The organism is Lipingzhangella rawalii (assembly GCF_031628175.1).
GTDB classification, from domain to species: Bacteria; Actinomycetota; Actinomycetes; order Streptosporangiales; family Streptosporangiaceae; genus Lipingzhangella_A; species Lipingzhangella_A rawalii.
Genome location: NZ_JAVLVT010000013.1, coordinates 1 through 21,080 on the forward strand (window position 1 = coordinate 1; position 21,080 = coordinate 21,080).

Sequence of the window (21,080 nt, forward strand, 5' to 3'; positions counted from 1 at the left end):
ACGCTATTCGCCCGGACGGATCTCGAACTCGCCCAGGATCCCCCCGTCGATGTGCAGCTCCATCCCGGGATCCAGCCGGATGCCCGTATCACGGAGCCATATCACCGGTTCGGCAAGGCCACTGCCCGGCATCGGCGGGCTCTCCAGCGCGACGGTGACGCCCTCGCGCTGATCACCGATGGTTTCACCGGTCACGGTGAGCCGGAGCTGCGGTTTCACAGCATCGGCACCACCGTGGAGGACCAGTGCCGGCCCCGTCGTCACGGCAAGTGTGTGTCCCTCATCGTGCCGCCACAGGCAGGCCGGGGCGTATCCCACGCCGCCCTCTCGCCCCCAGGGCACACACGTCAGACCGGACTCCACCCACAGACCCTGGGTATTCGCGGGAAGCGGCGCGCCGTCATCCGTACCCACCAGCAGACGTGGGTCGAGCCGCTCCTCCGGGCCGCTCTCGCGTCGGACAGCGACCGGTTCGGGCGGCTGGATTGGCGCACACAGGCGGGCCTCGAACTCCACGATGATCTCGGTGGGGTCGTTGAGGGCATGCTCGTGGGCGGTATATACGTCGGCTTCGGGTGCGTCCAGGAGCTGGGCCAGTTGTTCGGCGCCGGGATATCCGTGGACGCAACCATCGTCGACGATTCCGACCCTGTGGTCTCCCCCGCTGGGAGACAGGTACACGACCCAGCGCACTCCAGCTCCACCTCCCACCTCACGCGATTCCGGCCCTCTCCACGTTAGGCCCTAACCGCTCGCGGTGTTGCCCGCTGCCCCAGGGGGACGACCGCCGGGTGGGGCGGACGCACCGGGCAGTGTGACCGCTGTACCAGAGCCGGTGTCCTCAGGCAGATGCCCGGCGGACCAGGTGTGTGTCCAGAACAATCGTCTGTTGGGATGGCGGGACGACGTCGGTCTGTTCCAGCTGCTCCATCAGCAGCTGCGCGAGCTGGTATCCCATCTCCTCGGTGGGCTGGTGGATCGTGGTGAGCGGCGGGTCGGAGTGCTCCGCGAGGGCCACGTCGTCGAAGCCGACCACGGCGACATCCTCGGGAATCCGTCGACCGAACTCCCGTAGCACGCGCAGTGCGGCAAGCGCCATCAGGTCCGATGCGGCGAAAACTCCATCAAGCTCGGGCGCACGTGACAGTAGTGTCCGCATCGCGGCGGCTCCCCCTTCGTAACTGAAGTCCCCTTCGGAGACCAGCTCCGGACGGTACTCCTGTCCCGAATCACGCAACGCCCGGGTATAGCCTTCCAGCCGTTCGACACCGGCCACCATGTCCTGCGGACCTGTGAGCGTTCCCACCGTGCGGCGCCCAAGATCCACCAGGTGTTGCGTTGCCGTTCGCCCGCCCCCGAGGTTGTCGATGTCGACGAAACTCAGCGACTCCAGCTGCCGGCCCAACGGTCGCCCACCGTGGACGCAGGGCACGCCGGCATGGGCCAGTCGGGCGGGCAGCGGGTCATCCCGGTGCTCGGAGACCAGCATCACACCGTCCACGTGTCCTTCGGTCAGATACTGGCCCACACGCTCGTGTTCCGCACCAGACCCGACCATGGTCAACATGAGTTGGAGCCCGTGCTCGTGGAGGACGGTGCTCACACCCTTGACGATGCGGGCGAAGAAGGGTTCGGCGAAGACACGCTCGTGCTGTTCCGACACGACCAGCGCCACCGTCTCGGTACGTCTGGTCACCAGTGTGCGGGCGGCACGGTTGGGGACGTATCCCAAATCCGAGACAGCTTGGAGTACCGCCTTTCGGGTGTCCTCGCTGACGTTCGCGGAACGGTTGATGACCCGAGAGACCGTGCCACGCCCCACTCCGGCCCGCTCAGCCACCATCTCCAGGGTGGGACGCCGCCGCGCGCTCATGCTGCTACTCCCCTCGTCTTCGCCCCTGGGTAACGCTATCCGGCACCCGGGGGAATCGGGGCCGCGCTGGGTGGGTCCCGGACTTCCCCAGCGCCTGTGGTGGTGGGCAAACTCTGCGCGGGCAGACTTCGCCCACCACCATCCCCACCTGCGGGCAGCAGCACGCCACGCCGTGTGGCCGGGCCGCAGTCGGGCGGGGCGCCCCGGGGCATTGCACGGCTCGGCGACGGCCCGTGCGGCAGCGCAGCCAGGGGCGTGCGCACCCTCAGCAGCGCCCATGGATGGACCCGTGCCCCGGACTATGCTCCTGCTGTTCCCGAGCTGTTCGCGGGATCCGGCGTGTCGGAGCCTGCGGGAAGGCGTCCGGTTCGAGTGATCCCCGAGTACCAGTGCCCGCTGTCCTTGACGATGCGTTGCTGGGTGGAATAGTCGACGTACACGATCCCGAAGCGTTCCCGATAGCCGAACGCCCACTCGAAATTGTCCAGCAACGACCACACGAAATAGCCGCGTACCGGAGCTCCTGCTTCTAGTGCCGCGTGTGTAGCCCGAATGTGGGAGTCGAGGAAGGCGAGCCGTTGTGGATCGTGCACCTCCCCGTTCGCGGTCGGCTCATCCCGGTAGGAGGCCCCGTTCTCGGTGACGTACAACGCCGTTTCCGGATAGTCAACGGTGATCCTGGTAAGCAGCTCGGTCAGGCCGCTGGCGTCGACTTCCCAGTCCTGGTCTGTGCGTGGCACGGGGCGGGGGACGTCCCGGACCCCGGTATGCCCCAGCGGTACCGCGTTGTCCGGATCCTGCCCTGCGGGCGCAGCTTCGACCAGCGCTGAGTTGTAGTAGTTGACTCCGAGAAAGTCCAGCCGGCTCGCGATGGTGGCGAGGTCACCGTCCCGAACGAACGAGAAGTCCGTGACGTCGGCCAGATCCGCACAGACATCACTGGGGTAGCGCCCATAGTAGAGGGGGTCCAGGAATATACGATTCCGTGTTCCGTCGATCCGCCGTGCCGCGTCCAGGTCCGCGACGCTGCTGGTTCGCGCACGGATGGGCTGCGGATTCAACGCGATCCCCACTGCGCAGGAGGGTTCTGCCACGACCGAGCGGAGCCGCTGCGTCGCGAGCCCGTGTCCCAGCAACAGATGGTGGATCGCTGCGGCGGCCGCAGCGTGATCGCGACGTCCGGGGGCGTGCTCGCCGGTTGCGTATCCGAGGTTAGCCACCACCCACGGTTCGTTGACGGTCCACCAGTGGCTGACCCGGTCGCCGAGTCGCTCGGCGACCAGCTCCGTGTAGTCGGCGAACCGGTAGGCGGTGTCCCGTTCGGGCCACCCCCCGGCGTCCTCCAGCTCCTGCGGCAGATCCCAGTGGTACAGAGTCGGCCACGGCTGGATGCCCGCCGCCAACAGTGTGTCCACCAGCTGCTCATAGAAGTCCAGACCCTGTGCGTTTGCTGCACCGGTGCCGGTGGGTTGAATGCGGGGCCACGCGATGGAGAACCGGTAGTTTCCGATTCCCAGCTGCTGGAGGATCCGCACATCCTCCCGGAACCGGTGATAGTGGTCGGCCGCGGTGTCCCCCGTATCGCCGTTGAGCACGGTTCCGGCCTGGGCGACAAACGTGTCCCAGATACTGGGGCCCCGCCCTCCCTCCGTGGTCGCCCCTTCGATCTGGTAGGAAGCCGTCGCCGCCCCCCAACAGAAATCCTCGGGAAAACGGACCTCTACAGATTTTTCCATCCGGCCCGATGTTTCGACATCCGACTGCACCGGAAAGTTCTGAACAGTCACCCTTTGATTGCACCTTCCATTATTCCGCCGATGAGCCAACGCCCGAAGATCACAAACACCAACAGCAATGGAATTGTTGCCATGGTCGCCCCGGTAAACATGAGAGCGAAGTCTGTCGTGTATCCACGGTTGAGCTGGTTGATCGAAACCTGAACTGTGGGATTGTCGGGACCGAGTACGGCGATCGGCCAGATGAACTCGTTCCAGTTCTGCATGAACGTGAGTAGCCCGAGGACGGCCATCGCGGGACGCACCGCCGGAAGAACCACGCTCCAGAAAACTCGGATCATGGAGCAGCCATCGATCCTCGCGGATTCGATCAGCTCGCTGGGAACGCCTTGGATCGCATACTGGCGCATCATGAATACACCGAAACCGGTAACCATGAACGGAACGATCACAGCCTGGAGATCACCACGCCAGTCGAATGCGTCCATCATGATCAACATTGGAATGACCGCCATCTGCACCGGAACCATCATGGTCAGGACCACTCCGATGAGAATGGCGTTTCTCCCTCGGAACCTGAGCTTCGCCAACGCAAAACCCGCCAGGGAACAGAACAGGACGACAGAGACGGCGGTGACGGTCGCCACGATAGCGGAGTTGAGCAGCCCCAGCGCGAAATTTGCCTGCGGGTTCTGGAGGGTGCGAACGAGGTTCTCGAAAAACGCTCCGCCGGGAACCATCACTGGCGGCCGACTCGCCACCGCCTCGTTTCCACGGGTCGCGACCACGAACATCCAGTACAGCGGAAACACGGACAGCAGCACGGTGATGCTCAACGCGATGTAGGTCAGCGGACCTGCCTCCCGCAAAGGAGGAGCACCGCGGGCACCCACCGACTTCTTTCCTCTCCTGGAGTCGTTCTTCCGCAGCCCACCGAACTTCTGAATAACTCGGTTTGTCATTTCCTTTTCCACCACTCAGGCTGCGCTACGGATGCGACTGATGAACAGAATATTAATCAAGGCGAATACGATGATAAGCAGGAATATCACCCAGGCAATCGCGGACCCGTAGCCAAAGTTCTGTAGACGCATCGCCTCGTCGAACATCAGCATCGCCACTGTCTGGAACTGCCCCTGCGCTCCACCTCTATAATCCGCGGAGAATATTACTGGTTCGGTGAACAGCTGCATCTGTCCGATGGTGGCGATGATGACCGTGAACATGATGGTCGGCCGCACCATGGGGATGGTGATCTGCCAGAACTGCCGGATCCGGGATGCGCCGTCGATGGCTGAGGCCTCGTAGAGATCCCGTGGAATTGCCTGCATGGCCGCCAGATAGATCAGCGTGTTGAATCCGATCCACCGCCAGTCGATCATCACGGCGATCACGGTCCAGGAGGCGAACCGGTTGTTTCTCCAGTCGATCGGTTCCATTCCCAGGAGCTCGATGCCGTAATTGACGAGCCCGAAGTCCCGACCGAAGAGCTGACCGAAGACGATCGCCATGGCCGCGATGGACGTGATGTAGGGAATGATAACGCCGACCCGGAAAAATCCCCGCCACCGGATCCGGCGGTTTAGCGTGTCCGCCAACAGCAGCGCGATCACCAGCTGCGGAACCACAGCAATCGTGAATATGGCCAGGGTGTTGAGCAGCGCGTTCCAGAACCTGCTGTCCTGGAACAGGAACACGTAGTTGTCGAGCCCGGTGAATCCCTGGTTCCCGGCCAGGAGACCCCAATCATGGAGGGAAACCCAGAATGTGAACAGGACGGGGAACAGGCCAAAGATCCCGAACAACAGGAAGTAGGGAGCGATGAAGAGGTACGGAGACAGTCGGAGGTCGAGCCAGGACAGCAGCACCTGTCGCCGCTCCCGACGGCTGGTGGACTGCGTGCTGGCGGCTGCGCTGGCTTCCGGGTGGGCGGTGTGCTCCCGGACGCCCCTCGTAGACAGGTTCATGACGGCGGATTCCTCGGTGTCGGGGTTGACACAGGCAGGGGCGCTCCGCCCGGGGATGACGGAACCACGGTGGAAGGTGGGAGGGGCCGTGATTCCGATGGGTCACCCGCCGGACGGAGCACCAGTGAGCGGGACGGCTGGAGCGTTACAGGGCCCGCTCTGCCTCCTCGACCGCTGCCTCCCAGGCCTCATCGCGGTCGATCTGTCCCGTCTGCCAAGCCTCCAACTGGTCCCCGGCGGCCTCCTGGACCGGGAAGTGGCCCAGCCCCAGGTAGACGGGCTCCAGGTCCATCGCACCCTCACCGAAGATCTCGCCGACCGGAGCGTCGTTAAAGTAGGGGTTGACCTCGCTGAGAACTTCGTCGCTCTCCAGCGTGGAGGGCGAGGAGGGGAGCGTGTTCGCCTCCTGGAAGGCCCCCAGGTGCCCCTCTTCAGAAGTCAGGAACATGGCCAGCTCGGTGGCCTCTTCGGGGTACTCGGTCTCCTCGGGAACGGCGAGCCACGATCCGCCCCAGTTCCCTCCGTCACCGGGCACCTCGGCGACATCCCACAGTCCTTCGGCATCAGGACCGGCATGCTCCTCGATATGCCCGAGCATCCAGGCTGGGCAGGGCATGGTCGCGAAGGTCCCCGCCTGGATCGCGGCGTTCCAGTCGTCCGACCACATCGCCAGCTCGGCGGTCAGCTCCTCCTCGATCATGGACTCGGCAATATCCCAGGAATGTGCGACGGCGTCGCTCTCCTCGATGTAGAGCTGTTCGTTGTCATCGAAGAAGATGAAGTCACCGTGTTGCCGGGAGATCGCGTTCACGTACTCCGTGACCGTGTCCACGAAGTGGGCGTCGACATCGGACTCCTGGAACTCGATTCCCACATCGACAAAGTCTTCCCAGTCATCCCACAGAGCAGACACCTCGTCGCGCTCGGTGGGGAGCCCGGCATCCTCGAAGTGGTCGGTGCGGTAACACACCGCCATACTGCCGATGTCGGTACCGAGCCCGAGCAGCTCGTCATCCGGGGTGTGGCCGAGTTCCCACTTCCAGGGAAGGAAGTGGTCCTCCATCTCCCCGGCCCCGTAGTCATACAGGTCATGGAAGGCATCGGCGGACTCCATGACGTCGAGGATGATTCCCTCCTCGACCGCGACGACGTCCCCGAGGCCACTGCCCGCGGCGAGGTTCTGTTGCAGGACCTCGTTCCAGTCGGCCAGCTCACCGTGCACACGTTCTTCGACCGTGATTCCGGTGTCGTCCTCGAACTCCTCGATCAACTCCGAGTAGCCGAAGTTCCCGAAGGTCTCCACCACCAGTTCCGCGTCCGCGGCGTCGGCTCCATCTCCGTCGGCGTTACAGGCCGTCACCGCGAGCAGTGCCCCGCTGCATGTTACGGCCATGAACATCGTTGGGCGTGCGCGTCGTTTCATGCTGCGACCCCTCTTCACGAGCGAATTGCATGGTCGCGTCCCGATCCCCCCGCTTTGGGAGCGCTCCCACAAGCAAACTGCGCGTGTGTCGGGTTCGTCAATCCCCGCTCCTGCACGAAACACAACCGTTATGGCCACAACACCGGCCGCAAACCCCATCGGCACCTGAGACCCCTGGCACAGAGGCCACGAACAGGTGTTGGGGTATCCCGCAGGAAGTAGGACACCCCAACACCTGTTACCTTCCGGTTACACCCCGGATCATGACTCAGTCGCTGGACACCGGGATGACCACACCATCCCAGGTTTCTTCCATGTAGTCCTGCACCTCGTCACTGTGCAGCAGCTCGTCCAGTGCCTGGATGTCCTCGTCATCGGCATCCGGGGTGTTCACCACAAGCCCGTTCGCATAGGGGTTGTCGTCGGTCTCCTCGAAGCCCAGCACGTTGGCGTCCGCCGCGAGATCGGTCTCGATGGCGTAGTTACCGTTCACGACGGCCGCGTCCAGGTCTTCGAGAGACCGCGGAAGCTGTGCCGCCTCCAACGGACGGACGTCCAGGTCATTCGGGTTCTCCGCGATGTCGTCCTCAGTCGCGAGCTCCCCGGCCTCCTCATCGAGGGTGAGCAGATCCTGCTCCTCCAGCAACAGCAGAGCCCTGGCCAGGTTGGAGGCATCGTTGGGGACCCCGATTTCGGCGCCCTGCGGCAGGTCCTGCACGTCCTCCAGCGCGGCGGAGTAGAGACCGAACGCCTCCAGGTGGACGTCTTCGAGATAGGTCAGATCCGCCTCGTCGTTACCCTCGAGGTACTCCTCGAGGAAAGGACGATGCTGGTAGTAGTTCGCGTCCAGTTCGCCTTCGACCAGTGCGGCATTCGGCTGGTTGTAGTCGGTGAACTCAACAATGTCCAGGTTCAGGCCGGCCTCCTCGGCCAGATTATCCCGGATGTACTCCAGCACATCACCCTGGGGAACGGGGGTCGCCCCGACCCGCAGCGTGGTGAGTTCGCCGTTGTCGGCCCCGGCATCATCACGTTCGCTGGGACTACCGCAGGCGGTCAGCCCGACCGCCAGAACGGCGGGCACCGCCAGCCATACCTTGTTCATCTCTGTGTCCTCCTCGTCGGTACTGATGTGTGGTTGTCAACGGCGGGACAGCCGTCGCACGCAGACGTCGCCCAGGCTTTGCACGCCCTGAACGATCGCGATGAGCAGCACGACCGTCGCCGCCAGATACAGGTCGTCGAAACGCTGATAGCCGTAGCGGATCGCGATATCGCCAAGTCCGCCTCCCCCGATCGCACCGGCCATAGCGGAGTAGGACACGAGCGTGACCACGGTCATGACCAACCCCGCGACCAGCCCGGGCAGTGCCTCCGGAAGCAGAACTTTGCCCACGATCCCGATTCTGCGCGCCCCCATGGCCCGGGCCGCTTCCACCACGCCCCGATCCACCTCGCGCACCGCGGTCTCGACCAATCGGGCGAAGAAGGGGATGGCGCCGATACTCAGCGGCACGACGGCCGCGGTCGGCCCGAATGTGGTTCCGGTGAGCAGCCGAGTCAGGGACAGAACGGCCACCATCAGCACGATGAACGGCAGGGACCGGCCGATGTTGACGATCGCTCCCAGCGCCGCTTTGAGCACAGGCGCCGGTGTGAGCCCGCCGCGTTCGGTGATCACGAGCAGCACTCCCAGCGGGAGGCCGAACAGCACCGCGAACACCGTGGCCCACCAGACCATGTACAGCGTGTCCAAGGTGCCCAGCCACAGCTCGGGGGCCATCTCGGGCCAGCGTTGGGGAAGTTCGGTGATCCAGTCCATCAGGCACCGACCTCCACACCCATGCCCTGCTCCCGCAGGTGGTCCAGGGCTGCCGCCCGTGCTGCCCCGGTAATCCGCAACTGGAGTCGGCCCACCGTGCTACCGGCAATGGTGTCCACGGCACCGCCGTACATGTGCACATCCACGTCGAAATGCCGGGTGAGCTCGGAGAGTACCGCGGTCTCGGGCTGACGGGTGTGGGTCAACACAACCGTGTCGGGATCCTCGAGTGCCGGCAGTGGGAACAGGGAACGGGCGAGGAGGGATCCAGGGCGGGCCAGCAGATCCAGGATCGGTCCCTGTTCCAGGAACCGCCCGTCCTCCATGATCGCTGCCGAGTCGCAAATCTGCTTGATCACGTCCATCTCGTGTGTGATCAGGAGGATCGTCAGACCGAGTTCACGGTTCAGATCCCGCAGCAGCTCCAGAATGGACCCGGTCGTCTCCGGGTCCAGCGCCGAGGTCGCCTCGTCCGAGAGTAGAACTGCCGGGCGGGCCGCGAGCGCCCGGGCGATTCCCACCCGTTGCTTCTGCCCTCCGGAAAGCTGAGCTGGATAGGCACGCGCCTTGTCCTGGAGTCCGACCAATTCCAACAGCTCGCCGACCCGGCGCCGGCGCTGGGCTCCGCGCACCCCCATGATCTCCAGGGGAAAAGCAACGTTGCCAGCAACGGTGCGCGAGGACAGGAGCGCGAAGTGCTGGTGCACCATGCCGATGTCCCTACGGGCACCGCGCAACTCGGACTCGCTCATGGCGGTGAGCTCGCGGCCGTGCACACGGACCGAACCGGAGGTCGGACGCTCCAGAAGATTGACACACCGCAGCAGCGTGCTCTTTCCGGCTCCACTCTGTCCGACAACGCCGTAGACCTCACCCGGCGCGACCCGCAGATCGACGCCATCCAGCGCGAGCACCTCACGGTCTGCGATCCGATACAGCTTACGCAGGTCGGTCGCCTCTATCACGGGATTCCTTACGTGGGTTGCGGTCCGGACACACACGTCGGGCTGCCTACCGAGCCCGGGACGCCGGGCAGGATCCCGGATACTCGCGGGTGAGCTCCGGGAAGCGGGACAGACGACGCGTTACGTCGCCGCGACTGGTGCGACAGCTGTGTGTCCGAACAGGCTCGGCCGCTCGACAGCCGAGCCACTCAACGACAGATACGCGGGCTCAACAACACATCGGACAACAGCCACAGCGCGCACCGCAGAACCCACTCAGGGGCCGCACGCACGACTGTGTCCGGGGGAGCCTCACACGTAGCTGATAACCATCCACGTCTCCAGGCAACCATCTCAACTGGACGAATGCATTCGGATCCGACTGTGAGGCTAGCCACAGAATCGGAATAAAAGGGACATATGTGATAGAGGTCCCACGGTGGTTCCCCAACATCCGGACTACCGCACCGGCCCTCGCCGCAATGACTGCCGGAACCTCCCACCCAGCTCTGCCCCTCATCTGCCCCTCATCTGCCTCTCAGTTCCGCAGCAGACGCAGCGACGTGCGCTCACGCGTTCCCCGACACCACATAGAATCGTGCCCACGCCTCTCTCGCCCCATCCTGTTGCGGGCACGATGCACGCCCGCCCCGGGAGGTTGAGTGCTGTAGTCGACCAGAGGAGTGAACAGAGTGGATCACACTCGGTCCACATGCCACAGCTGTGCCCGGGCGCAGGAAAGCTTCTGGGACGACGCGCACAGCGGCCACGGCCATCTCCGCTCCCGCAGGCCGACGGCGCGAGCGCGGCGGTCCGCATCCGTACCCAGCCGAGCGCTGACCGGTGGTCTCGTCGGCGTCCTGTGTGCCGTACTCATGCCGGCCACCTCGGTTCACGCCGCCACGCTGCCAGCCGAACCAAGCGAGGACCTGGACTCTCTCATGGAGGAGGCCCAGGAACTGGGAGACGAGTACAGCGGCGAACTGATGGACATGAGCGCCATCATGGATGACGCCGAACGGGCGACAGAACGCGCCGAGGCCACCCAGGAGGATGTTGCCGAGGCCCAGGAGCAGGTTCGTCAGCTTGCTATCACCAGTTATCAGGAGGACGGCCTTGACCCTGCCCTGACCATCTTCGTCGAGGAATCCCCCGAGGAGATCATCGACCGCGCCGTGTTGGTGGAACACCTCTCCAACAGTCAGCAGAGCCAGATCGAGGATCTGGAACAGGCCATCGAGCGCGATCGCACGGCCCAGGAGAACGCCGAGGAACGGCTGGAGGAGTTCGAGGACGACCTCGTGGAACTGGAGGAACGGCGCTCCGAGGTTCACGAGCTCATCGCCGACTACCCGGACCAGGAACAGCAGGGACCCTACAACCTGACCCCACGCACCGAGCTGATGCGGCAGACCGTCATCGAAGAGTTCGGTGAGGGGCCGGGAGTTGGCTGCTATCGCCCCCACGACGGCGGCCCGATCTACGGAGAACACCCACTCGGCCGAGCCTGCGACTTCATGATGACCAATGACGGCGTCATGCCACCCCAGGACGAGATCGACCGTGGCTGGGCGATCTCCGAATGGGCTCGGGAGAACGCCGAGGAATACGGTGTGATGTATGTGATCTACCGGCAGCAGATCTGGGACGTGCGCCGCGGAGACACCGACTGGCGCCCCATGTCCGACCGTGGAAGCATCACCGATAACCACTTCGACCATGTGCACATCTCGATGTTCTGAGTCGCGATCGGTGTCGGTCGCGGCAGTGTGAAGGCCCGTGCCGCCCGAAGGCAGGCACGGGGTTAATCGATGGCCTCAGCCCCGGTCAGCAGGGGACCGTAGAGCACGGCCAGACAGCCACCGGCCAGAACCAGCACAATGGCCAGCGCCCCAAGGAACACAAGCCAGGCCACCGGCCCGCGTCGAGGCTCCCCCCGCCCGGCCCCCCGGGCTCCAGATCCATCCCCGACCCTGCTCATCACTCCCCCGCCTCCGTAGTGGCTTCTCCTGACGACCCCAGATGCTCCCCGATACAGCACAAATCAGTGACGATCCCCCCGAGGGGACCCCCTGACGGAATCTATCCCGACAGTGCAAGCTAGGCTCTTTCCGGAGAAAAGTTCGCCCCTCGCGCAGCCCTGGGTCAGCTGCCGGTGCGAGGCACAGGGCGGGCTTTTCCCGTGTGTGCACTACGTTCGCGTCCCGGTGCCGAGCGCCACCCGATGATGTATCCCGTGTGCAGCAGGCGCTGACAGGGTCGAACGGAACCATAACGCACAGCGACGCGTCCCACCCAGCGATTCGACAGTGCTTGGCGCAAGGGGAGTCATGAGCGACAACGGACCTCATATGCAGCCACCGCAGTATCCGTACGGTGACGAGAGTGGCGGTCAACCCGCCGGCCCGTACGGACCTGCGGGACCCTATGGTCCAGGGGCCCCGGGAGGACCGGGCGGGCCAGGCCAGGGACCTGGACCCGGTGGCCCGTACCCGCACGGCGCCTACGGTCCGGGCCCGCATTACGGTCCGGGCCCGGAGCAGGGCATGCCTCAGGGCGGGATGCCACCCTATGGTCCTGGTGGGCCGGGCGGCCCGGGTGGGCCGGGGATGCCTCCCGGCGGATATCCACCACCCAAGAAGAGCAACCTTGGCCTGTGGATCGTCCTCGGTGGCGGCCTGGTCATCGTCGTGCTGATCGGTCTCGTGGTGGTCATGCTGGTCCGCGGCGCCGGTGATGATGGCCCGGTCGCCACCGGTAATGATGACGCCGGCCAGCAGACCGCGGCCGATGACGACACCGGAAGCGACGACGGCGACGGCGACGGCGACACTGACGATGACACGGATGCTGATGACGACACTGATGACGCCCCTGTTCCGGACACCGAGGTGGGTGAGCCCCCGCACGCGCTGCCGGATGACGCCTGCGCGGGCCTGAGCGAGGACACCGTGGAGGCACTGGACGCCGCTGAGTCCCGCACCCAGACGGATGACAACCGGGCCAGCTGCACGTGGGACGTGCGGGGAGACGTCGACATCGATGGTCAGATCACGCTGACCTACCAGCTCCCCTACATCGACAACAACTCGGAGAGCGAAGCCGCCAGCGACTTCGACTTCCGCCTGGACTCGGCCATGGACGAGTCCAGCGACATCATCGGGTACACGGTCCTCGAAGACGAGCCTCTGGACCTGGGCGACCAGGCACAGGTTGTGTTCCGTGAGGTCGACAGCGTATGGATGTCCAACGAGGCCATCCTGCTGATCCAACAGGACAATATGCTCATTGAATTCAGCTGGACCCTCGACCCGGATGACATCCTCGACGACGACGCACCGGCCCCGGCCGACTACGAGGACGTGGAGGACTACCTCCCCGACATGGGAGCGGCCGCCCTCGACAACATGGGCTGAGTCCACGCCGTGGTGGTCGGACCGGCGCGGGCTTGCAACACCGGCGGCGTAGGCGCGTTCAGCGCCTACGCCCTGTTCATTTCAGCGGAAATCGCCGTACCATGAGTGGGCGACCAACGGCCCGCTGTCCCGCCGAGTCACGTTCACCACGACGGCCATCGGGTGATATCGGGCGCCTACAACCAGTGTCCACCCACTCCAGAACGAACACCGGTGACGTCTTCCACCTCGCCCTTCACCGCGCAGCCCAGCACAAACACGACATCAATGTGGCTCCGCGCCCTCGCGCTACTCGTGGCGGCCATCCTTACTGCGGTTACCCCCGCGGCGACGGATCTGGCCACCACCCAGGTGCCGGACACCGCGGGAGCCGATGGAAACGAGGAACCGACCGTTGGTGACCCCGAACATCTGACGGTCGTGGATTCGGAGCGCATGCTGGGTCTGGAGGAACACACCGAGTCCACCGACGAGGACGGCCTCGAGGTGGACATCGCTATTCCGGAGATTCCGGGGGCAGCCCCCTTGAACCGTCGCCTGCACGACGACACCACGCGCGCGGTGGAAGACTTCGAACTGGCCCATCCCGGAGCGGAGCACATAACCACGAATTGGGAGATCACCGCTGCCGCTCAGGATGTGGTGGGCGTGCGCCTGATCACCGAGGAGACCGGGGTCCGGATGACGATGGAGGAGACCGGATCGACCTCGCCCGGAGACGACCCCGAACCCCGCGCGTCCTACACCACGTTGTGGTACGACGCTGCGGCGGGACACGTCGCCGAGAGCACCGAGCTGCTGTCCGATCAGGAGGCCTTCGAAGAACTGGTCGACACCGTCTCCGAGCGGCTCGCCGACGTCGATGAGATCGACGTCAACCCCGACCATGTCGTACCCGTGGCCCAGCTCTTCCGGTCTATGGGATTCAACGTCGACGGTGACCTGGTTGTCGAGTTCGCTGCCGGCGCCGTGGCACCCCCCGAAGAGGGACGGGTCTACTCCATTGTGGAGCGCGAACAGGTCGAACCCCTGTTGAGCGAGTTCGGGGAACGTGCCTTGGAAGCTGCCGCCACGGTCGAGGAGGAATTCGAGGTCAGCGAGGACGACCCGGTGTCACTGGCGAGTGACCCGGGAGACATTCCCGGCCACTATCCGCAACCAACGACCTCGGTGGACTGCGACGATGACGAAACCCGCTGTGTGGCGTTGACCTTCGACGACGGTCCGGGCGATGGGACACCGGAGCTGCTGGACACGCTCGACGAGTACGACGCCCGGGCGACCTTCTTCGTGACGGGGGGTCCGGCACGTGAACACATACCCACCATCCGCCGCCAGTACGCGGAGGGCCACGAGGTAGCCAACCACACCATGAACCACCCGGATCTCACGGATCTGTCCACCTCGGAGATTCGCGCGGAGACCGAACCGCTCCAGGCGATGCTCCGCCGGGCGATCGGCCACAGCCCGGATCTGGTCCGTCCACCGTACGGTGCGACGAACGACGACGTGGCCGAGGTGATGCAGGACACCGGCATGGCCGAGATCATGTGGAGTGTGGACACGCTCGACTGGGATGACCGCGACTCGGATGTGGTGGCGGAGCGAGCCATCGAGGGGGCCACCGAGGGCGCTATCATTCTGTTCCACGACATCCACCCGACCACGGTGCAGGCAATTCCCGAGGTGCTGGCCGAACTGGACGAGGACGGCTACACCTTCGTCACCGTGACCGAACTGCTCGGCGCCACCGAACCCGGGCAGGACTACTGGGACGGGACCGGCGAGTACGAGGGCTTCTGAGATTCACCGGTCCGGTCGAAGCAGGGTGGACACTCCGACCTGCATTCCCAGAGAGACCCGGGAAACCGTGAACTGCGACGGGACGCCGGGGCCGTGGGATCAGCTGGCCGAGGATGCGGGCGCGGTGCCGCGGGCTGCGGCGAGACTGGGCCAGCCCTGGGCCCGCGCGATCCGCACCAGCCCCCGCTGGAGTCGGTACGGCCATAGCGGGCCGGCATAGATCAGCCCGGTATATCCCTGAACCAGGGTGGCCCCGGCCCGGATCCGTGCCCAGGCATCGGCCGGAGTCTCGATTCCACCGACGGCGATCAACACCACATCATCGCCGGCCCGGGCCCGTAGCCGCCGGAGCACCTCCAGGGCCCGTCCACGAAGCGGAGCGCCGGACAGTCCTCCCGACCCAACGGCGGACACCCGCTGCGGATCGGTGGCCAAGTTCGCGCGGGAGACGGTGGTGTTCGTGGCGATGATCCCGTCGAGCCCCAGCTCGACGGCGAGATCGGCGACAGCGTCCACCTCGGCGTTACTGAGATCCGGGGCGATCTTCACCAACAGCGGAAGGGCACCGTGTCCGGCCTCGGCTGTGGCGCCACGGACGGCACGGAGCAGGGGGCGCAGCTGGTCCACGGCTTGGAGGTTTCGCAGGCCGGGGGTGTTTGGTGAACTGACGTTCACGACGAGATAGTCCGCCAACCCTGCCAGGCGGCGCGCGCTGGTGGTGTAGTCGGCGATGGCCTCGCTCTCGGGCACCGCCTTCGTCTTCCCGATGTTGACCCCGACCACCGCGCCACGGTTACCGACGCGCGCCCGGTAGCGTCGCAGACGCTCGGCCACATCGGCCGAACCGTCATTGTTGAAGCCCATCCGGTTCACGATGGCCCGGTCCCGCACGAGGCGGAACAGGCGGGGACGCTGGTTGCCCGGCTGCGGCTGTCCGGTGACGGTTCCGATCTCGACGAAACCGAACCCGAGCGCGTGCATCGCGGTGATGCCCTCGGCGTTCTTGTCGAATCCCGCAGCTAGACCCAGCGGGCCCGGAAACTCCCGGCCCAGTGCCCGCACCCGAAGGTCGGGGGATACGGGGGCGAGTACCGTCCGTGCGCCGGTGGCGGCACCAGGAATCCGCGCCATCGCGCGCAGCGCGGCGAAGCTGGCCCGGTGGACCCGCTCAGAGTCCAGGTGCCGGAGCACGGCATGAAAACAAAGTTGATACAGCATGTGGGTCGGCCGGTCGCCTAGCTCTCCTCACCGCGGTCACGTTCGGCGAGATAACGTTCCAGGGCAGCACCCAGCTCGTCACCGCTGGGTAGTCCCGGCCCGGATGTCGCCCCGGTTTCCGACAGCAGGGATGAGGCATCGCCACCACTCAGGTCGGCGCGCGCCGACATGTAACTGTCGTACTGCTCCTCCAGGCTTTCTACCACCCGCTGCACCTCCTCCGAGGCGGCGACCTGCTTCTCGATCTCCTCCTCGGTCCGCAGCGCCTCGGGTTCCATGTCCTCGGGGCTCAGGGCCAGCTGCGTGGCCGTCACCACGTAGGACAGGGCCGCGATCGCACAGCGCGGATACTCGGACTGGGCGAGATAGCTGGGCACGTGGATGGCGTAGCCGATGAAGTCATAGCCGGCCTGCCCAAGCCGGTACTCCAGCAGGGCCTCCGCGCTCCCCGGCACCTGTAGCCGGCCGGGCCAGGTGGTTTCCTCCGGAACGAGGTCTGTCCGGGTGGCGTGCGCCGTCACTGTGACCGGGCGGGTGTGCGGAACGGCCATCGGCACGCCGTGGAACCCGACAACCAGCTCCACCCCGAAGCGATCCACCAGCTGACGCACGGCCGCGACGAACGCCTCCCATTCCCGGTCGGGTTCCAACCCGGTCAACAACAGGAACGGTGTGTCCGCGCGGTCCCACATCTGGTAGAGCGCCAGCTTGGGCTCGCTGTATTCGGTCCACTCGTGATCGACGAAGGTCATCCCCGGGCGGCGGGAGCGGTAGTCCAACAGACGGTCTATATCGAAGGTGGCGAGTTCGGTGTACTCGCAGGTCTCGAAGAGGTGGGTGACCGCCTGCCGCGCCGCGGACCCGGCGTCCACGAATCCGTCCAGGCTGACCAGCAGCACGGGCATGCTCAGCTCGGGCGGTGTGGAACGGAGCTCGTAGAGTGCGGCGGGATCTCGCACCGTGGTCTGCTCTCCTTCGTCAACGATCGGGATGGGAACCTCGTGCCGAGGATACCGACTGGCCATCGGATATGCCCGGCTGCGGGTGGGCTGCGGATTCGCCAGGAGCCCGCAGCCCCTCCAAACCTCGCACAGGCCAGTGTCTATTCCCGAATCGGGCCCGGGGTCACTGCCCCGTCGATTCGGCGAATCCGGACACACGCAAGGAGCGGAGCCGGTTGAGTGCCCCGGCAATCTCGTGCCGCCGCGGCAGAGCGTAATCACCGGCGAACCCCCGTCCCAGGAGGACGACCCCGGCGTCGTCGAGGCGCTCCTCAAGAGCGTCGAGCGCCTCGGCAAGGCTGCGTCGGCCGTCCAGGTAGCCCTCCGCGGCCAGTGTGCGCAGCGCCAGTCCGACCCCGATGATCTGGCTGGGATCCACCAGCTGGGTGAGGTGTCGCACATCGATGTCGTACTCGCCAAAGGTGAGCACGTCCATATCCCGGCGCTTGATCCGGGATTTACCTCGGGCTGTGGAGTCGACACTGCCCGGGTCGACCACTCGGCGCGCGGGCGCGGGAAAGTCGGCGTCGTGACGCTCGGATGCCAGCTCCCGAGCCTGGTCGGTCACGTCGTAGGGATGGTAGGCGTCCAGCATGACAACCTGGTCGGCGACGTCGAAGTAGTCGCCGCTGGCCCCCATGACCAGCACTGTCGAGACCCCATGGTCCCGACGGAGCGGACGCACCAGATCCACGAAGGGGGTGAGCGGTTCGCGGTCGCCGTGGACAAGCCGCTGCATCCGGGCGTCCCGGATCATGAGGTTGGTGGCGGTGGTATCCTCGTCGACCAGCAACAGCCCGGATCCGGCTTCGAGGGCCTCGGCGATGTTGGCGGCTTGCGAGGTGGATCCGGACGCGTTCTCGGTACGGAAGTCACGAGTGTCGGCTCCGGTCGGCAGGTTACGCACGAAAGCGCCGACGTCGCTGCGTTCGACCCGCCGCCCTTCCTCGGCCCGGATCTTAACCGCGTCGTCCCTGGTCACGACCAGTTCCCGCCCGTCGCCGGGCACGTGGTCGTACACGCCGCGTTCGAGAGCATGCAGAAGCGTGGACTTGCCGTGGAAACCACCGCCCACGATCAGTGTGATGCCCTCGGCGATCCCCATCCCGGTGACCTCTCCCCGATGCGGCAGTTTGATTCTGACCCGCAGCGACTCGGGGGAATCGAAGGCGATGGGCTTTTCGGCGGCCGGCATCGGCTGTTCACTGATCCCACTGCGCCGCGGGAGCACCGCACCGTCGGCGACGAAGGCGACCAGCCCATGTGTGGCCAGTTGATCGCGGAGTGAACAGGCATCCTCCACCGTGTCGGCGAAGGTGGTCGCGTCGGTGGCCAGCCCATCTTCCTGGAGGGAATCCCAGTAGAGGGCCTCCACCGCCTCGGGTAGCCGGTCGCACAGCTCCTGTTCAGCGCTGCGTGCGTCGATCTTGCGCCCGTGTCCGGGAAGCTCAAGGCCCAGGCGCAGCCGAATTTCTCCAGCATGGATCTGGCAGGCGGCCCGGTCCAGTACCTCCTGGCCGCCGGCGTCGATGCGCAGCCGGGCCCCCTTGAGGACACGGTGTACGCGCCGAATCAGGTAGTCGGCGGTGCCACGACGACGCGGCTCGGGGCTCCACGCCCGCTGCGGCAGCTGGGCGATCTCGGCCGGAACCCGCACCGAGATCCGCGAGGGAGGTGCGAACGGGTCCGCCTGGACCTTGTCGATGGACACGGTGAAGTCACCGAAGTCCCACTCCCCCGCCAGGGACTTGTACCGCCCGTAGGAGGCGCCCTCCATCCGGCGCAGCTCCTGTCGCAGCCGATCCTCGTCCCGGCGGCCGGTGATCTCCGGCTGATCACGGCGCGAACCTGCGCGGCCCGCGCCACCGCCGCCCCGGCCGTGCCCCTGCTTCTGCCCCGGTCCGCCAGAACCGCCGCGGCCTCCCGACCGGGCACCATCGCGTCCCCCGTGGCGTGCGGACATGCGTGATTCTCCTCGTTGGTCGATGTGTCCGGGCCCCGCCCTGCGGCCGTCGTGACCCTACGTTAGTACTCCGCTCCGATCACGTCCTTCCCGCCGGGCGGGCCGCAGCACTCCCGGACAGCCGACAGTCCCAATGCTGTTCCCGGGAGGACTGGTATAGGGTCCTGTTCGACCCTATCTCCGAGCACACACCGAGACTGATTCGTGAACGACAACGCCACCGCCGCGAGCGGGGCCGGGGCCGGGTATCGGGAAGGGGAGGTGGATGCGGATGAGAGCACCGTGACCGAGTCACCCGCCCACACCACCGACCAGGTCCGGCAGCGACACGCGGCCAACCGTGTGGCCTGGGACGAGGCGGCGCGTCGCTACACACAGAACCTTCCCGAGGTGATTGCGGGTCTGAGGCTCGGGCATTCCTCGACGCATCCGGTAGAGCAGGCTGCGCTGGGCGATCTGCGTTCCTGGTGCCATCGGGCGATCCACCTTCAGTGCGCGTCGGGGGAGGACACGCTTTCCCTGGTAACCGAAGGCGCCACCGAGGTGGTGGGGATCGACATCTCCCCCGCACATATTGCCAACGCCAAGGAGTGCGCGCGGGCGCTGGACGCTCCGGCGACATTCCACTGCTGTGACGTGTTGGACGCACCGCGCGAGCTGGACGGTACTGCCGACCTGATCTACACGGGTCGAGGAGCCGTGTACTGGATACACGACCTCACGGCCTGGGCCGGGGTGGTCGCTCGGCTTCTGCGGCCCGGTGGACAAGTGCTGCTCTACGAGGACCATCCGGCTAACTGGCTGTTCGACATGCGCGAGCCACATCCGGAATACTCCGGCGTGGACTACTTTGCCCACGCGGAACGGAACTGGGGCTGGCCGGAACAGTACCTGGGCACGGTCAGCGCGAATCCGGCGGTCAAGCACGAACGCCTGTGGCCCCTGGGGGAAATAGTGCAGGCCCTGGTGGATGCCGGCCTGCGGCTCACCCGGCTGTGGGAAAGCCCCGAGGAGTTCTGGCCCGTGTTCGCGCATATGGACGAGGAGACCCGCCGGCGGCTACCGATGACGTTCCTGGTCACAGCTAGGAAGGACGGAGGGGGGTAGAGCGGCGCAGGTGTCCTGCGCCGTGGCGGTCTGCGGTGGTGCTGGCTCGGCCCCGGTGGTGGCCTGTCAGAATTGACGGGTGCGAACGATCGGACTCGTTGGTGGCATGAGTTGGCAGTCGTCGGCCGAGTATTACCGGCTGCTGAACGAGCTGACCCGTCAGCGGCTGGGCGGGCTCCACTCGGCGCGGTGCGTGCTGTACTCGGTGGACTTCGCGGAGATCGAGCAGCTCCAGGTCACCGGAAACTGGTATGAGGCTGGAGTCGTTCTGGCGGGGGCGGCGCGATCGGTCGAAGCAGCTGGTGCGGAGCTGGTGCTGCTGTGCACCAACACAATGCACGCGGTCGCCGACCAGGTTTCCGCCGCGGTGTCGGTTCCCCTGCTCCACCTGGCCGAGGCCACCGCTACCGCGATTCGCGAGGCGGGCCTTACGGAGGTCGGCCTGCTCGGCACCGCGTTCACCATGGAGCAGGACTTCTATGTGGAACGGCTCCGCTCGGCTGGCCTTCGCGTCCATGTGCCGGATGCCGATGGGCGGGCCACCGTGCACAGGATCATCTACGAGGAGCTGTGCCAGGGGATGATCCGTACGGAGTCCCGGGCGGCCTACCAGCAGGTGATCGCGAACCTGACTCGTGCTGGTTCCCAGGGTGTGATCCTGGGCTGCACCGAGATCGAGCTGCTGATCCGTCCCGAGGACGCCCCGGTGCCAGTATTTCCCACCACGCGCCTGCACGCCGAGGCGGCGGTCCGCTGGGCCCTGGACACGGATGGGTACTGACCACGCCAGTATTCTGGGAACAGCCG

The 21,080-nt window shown here is 65.7% G+C and carries 18 protein-coding genes; 5 read left to right on the plus strand and 13 right to left on the minus strand.

Going from position 1 to position 21,080, the window contains the following annotated elements:
• Nucleotides 1-3 precede the first annotated feature (3 nt).
• From RIF23_RS19610 to RIF23_RS19650, 9 genes are all read right to left on the minus strand, one after another.
• The gene (locus tag RIF23_RS19610; protein ID WP_310914093.1) at nt 4-693 is read right to left on the minus strand and encodes a hypothetical protein; all 690 of its coding nucleotides are present in this window, start codon (nt 691-693) and stop codon (nt 4-6) included.
• 148 nt (nt 694-841) lie between these two features.
• A complete protein-coding gene (locus tag RIF23_RS19615) occupies nt 842-1,873 on the minus strand; it encodes a LacI family DNA-binding transcriptional regulator (protein WP_310914094.1) in 1,032 nt (343 codons plus the stop codon).
• Between the two features lie 299 nt (nt 1,874-2,172).
• A complete protein-coding gene (locus RIF23_RS19620; RefSeq protein WP_310914095.1) occupies nt 2,173-3,609 on the minus strand; it encodes a GH1 family beta-glucosidase in 1,437 nt (478 codons plus the stop codon).
• Nucleotides 3,610-3,656: 47 nt separating this feature from the next.
• On the minus strand, nt 3,657-4,586 hold the full coding sequence (locus tag RIF23_RS19625) for a carbohydrate ABC transporter permease (protein WP_310914096.1): 930 nt from the start codon (nt 4,584-4,586) through the stop codon (nt 3,657-3,659).
• Nucleotides 4,587-5,576 (minus strand): carbohydrate ABC transporter permease, encoded by a 990-nt coding sequence (locus tag RIF23_RS19630; protein ID WP_310914097.1) that lies wholly within the window; start codon nt 5,574-5,576, stop codon nt 4,587-4,589.
• A 145-nt stretch (nt 5,577-5,721) separates the two neighbouring features.
• Nucleotides 5,722-6,999, minus strand: coding sequence for an ABC transporter substrate-binding protein (locus RIF23_RS19635; protein WP_310914098.1), 1,278 nt, complete (start codon nt 6,997-6,999; stop codon nt 5,722-5,724).
• A 268-nt stretch (nt 7,000-7,267) separates the two neighbouring features.
• Complete coding sequence (locus tag RIF23_RS19640) at nt 7,268-8,104, minus strand: MetQ/NlpA family ABC transporter substrate-binding protein (RefSeq protein WP_310914099.1); 837 nt, start codon at nt 8,102-8,104, stop codon at nt 7,268-7,270.
• Nucleotides 8,105-8,140: 36 nt separating this feature from the next.
• Nucleotides 8,141-8,821, minus strand: a complete 681-nt coding sequence (locus RIF23_RS19645) for a methionine ABC transporter permease (RefSeq protein WP_310914100.1) — start codon at nt 8,819-8,821, stop codon at nt 8,141-8,143.
• On the minus strand, nt 8,821-9,786 hold the full coding sequence (locus tag RIF23_RS19650) for a methionine ABC transporter ATP-binding protein (RefSeq protein ID WP_310914101.1): 966 nt from the start codon (nt 9,784-9,786) through the stop codon (nt 8,821-8,823). The genes RIF23_RS19645 and RIF23_RS19650 overlap by 1 nt, the downstream gene beginning before the upstream one ends.
• Before the next feature lie 671 nt (nt 9,787-10,457).
• Between RIF23_RS19650 and RIF23_RS19655 the strand changes: the two genes are divergently transcribed.
• A complete protein-coding gene (locus tag RIF23_RS19655; RefSeq protein ID WP_310914102.1) occupies nt 10,458-11,507 on the plus strand; it encodes a coiled-coil domain-containing protein in 1,050 nt (349 codons plus the stop codon).
• A gap of 62 nt (nt 11,508-11,569) precedes the next feature.
• Here the strand turns inward: RIF23_RS19655 and RIF23_RS19660 are convergent, their stop codons facing one another.
• Nucleotides 11,570-11,746, minus strand: coding sequence for a hypothetical protein (locus tag RIF23_RS19660; RefSeq protein WP_310914103.1), 177 nt, complete (start codon nt 11,744-11,746; stop codon nt 11,570-11,572).
• A gap of 628 nt (nt 11,747-12,374) precedes the next feature.
• Between RIF23_RS19660 and RIF23_RS19665 the strand changes: the two genes are divergently transcribed.
• On the plus strand, nt 12,375-13,181 hold the full coding sequence (locus tag RIF23_RS19665) for a hypothetical protein (protein WP_310914104.1): 807 nt from the start codon (nt 12,375-12,377) through the stop codon (nt 13,179-13,181).
• A 213-nt stretch (nt 13,182-13,394) separates the two neighbouring features.
• Nucleotides 13,395-14,984: a polysaccharide deacetylase family protein gene (locus RIF23_RS19670; RefSeq protein ID WP_310914105.1), complete on the plus strand. Its 1,590-nt coding sequence runs from the start codon at nt 13,395-13,397 to the stop codon at nt 14,982-14,984.
• Between the two features lie 99 nt (nt 14,985-15,083).
• On the opposite strand, the gene RIF23_RS19675 is transcribed toward RIF23_RS19670, so the two are convergent.
• From RIF23_RS19675 to RIF23_RS19685, 3 genes are all read right to left on the minus strand, one after another.
• Nucleotides 15,084-16,202, minus strand: a complete 1,119-nt coding sequence (locus RIF23_RS19675; protein WP_310914106.1) for a quinone-dependent dihydroorotate dehydrogenase — start codon at nt 16,200-16,202, stop codon at nt 15,084-15,086.
• 17 nt (nt 16,203-16,219) lie between these two features.
• Nucleotides 16,220-17,161: a proteasome assembly chaperone family protein gene (locus RIF23_RS19680; protein WP_310914124.1), complete on the minus strand. Its 942-nt coding sequence runs from the start codon at nt 17,159-17,161 to the stop codon at nt 16,220-16,222.
• A gap of 166 nt (nt 17,162-17,327) precedes the next feature.
• Complete coding sequence (locus RIF23_RS19685; RefSeq protein WP_310914107.1) at nt 17,328-19,166, minus strand: ABC-ATPase domain-containing protein; 1,839 nt, start codon at nt 19,164-19,166, stop codon at nt 17,328-17,330.
• Between the two features lie 204 nt (nt 19,167-19,370).
• Here RIF23_RS19685 and RIF23_RS19690 point away from each other — a divergent pair, with 204 nt between their 5' ends.
• Complete coding sequence (locus RIF23_RS19690) at nt 19,371-20,273, plus strand: class I SAM-dependent methyltransferase (RefSeq protein WP_310914108.1); 903 nt, start codon at nt 19,371-19,373, stop codon at nt 20,271-20,273.
• Nucleotides 20,274-20,352: 79 nt separating this feature from the next.
• Nucleotides 20,353-21,054, plus strand: a complete 702-nt coding sequence (locus tag RIF23_RS19695; protein ID WP_310914109.1) for an aspartate/glutamate racemase family protein — start codon at nt 20,353-20,355, stop codon at nt 21,052-21,054.
• Nucleotides 21,055-21,080 lie beyond the last annotated feature (26 nt).

Bases quoted from the DNA above. Each gene is read 5' to 3' on its own strand.
- RIF23_RS19640 (WP_310914099.1), bottom strand. From the start codon at position 8,104: ATGAACAAGGTATGGCTGGCGGTGCCCGCCGTTCTGGCGGTCGGGCTG.
- RIF23_RS19635 (WP_310914098.1), bottom strand. From the start codon at position 6,999: ATGAAACGACGCGCACGCCCAACGATGTTCATGGCCGTAACATGCAGC.
- RIF23_RS19645 (WP_310914100.1), bottom strand. From the start codon at position 8,821: ATGGACTGGATCACCGAACTTCCCCAACGCTGGCCCGAGATGGCCCCC.
- RIF23_RS19615 (WP_310914094.1), bottom strand. From the start codon at position 1,873: ATGAGCGCGCGGCGGCGTCCCACCCTGGAGATGGTGGCTGAGCGGGCC.
- RIF23_RS19675 (WP_310914106.1), bottom strand. From the start codon at position 16,202: ATGCTGTATCAACTTTGTTTTCATGCCGTGCTCCGGCACCTGGACTCT.
- RIF23_RS19665 (WP_310914104.1), top strand. From the start codon at position 12,375: ATGCCTCCCGGCGGATATCCACCACCCAAGAAGAGCAACCTTGGCCTG.
- RIF23_RS19685 (WP_310914107.1), bottom strand. From the start codon at position 19,166: ATGTCCGCACGCCACGGGGGACGCGATGGTGCCCGGTCGGGAGGCCGC.
- RIF23_RS19630 (WP_310914097.1), bottom strand. From the start codon at position 5,576: ATGAACCTGTCTACGAGGGGCGTCCGGGAGCACACCGCCCACCCGGAA.
- RIF23_RS19660 (WP_310914103.1), bottom strand. From the start codon at position 11,746: ATGAGCAGGGTCGGGGATGGATCTGGAGCCCGGGGGGCCGGGCGGGGG.
- RIF23_RS19620 (WP_310914095.1), bottom strand. From the start codon at position 3,609: ATGGAAAAATCTGTAGAGGTCCGTTTTCCCGAGGATTTCTGTTGGGGG.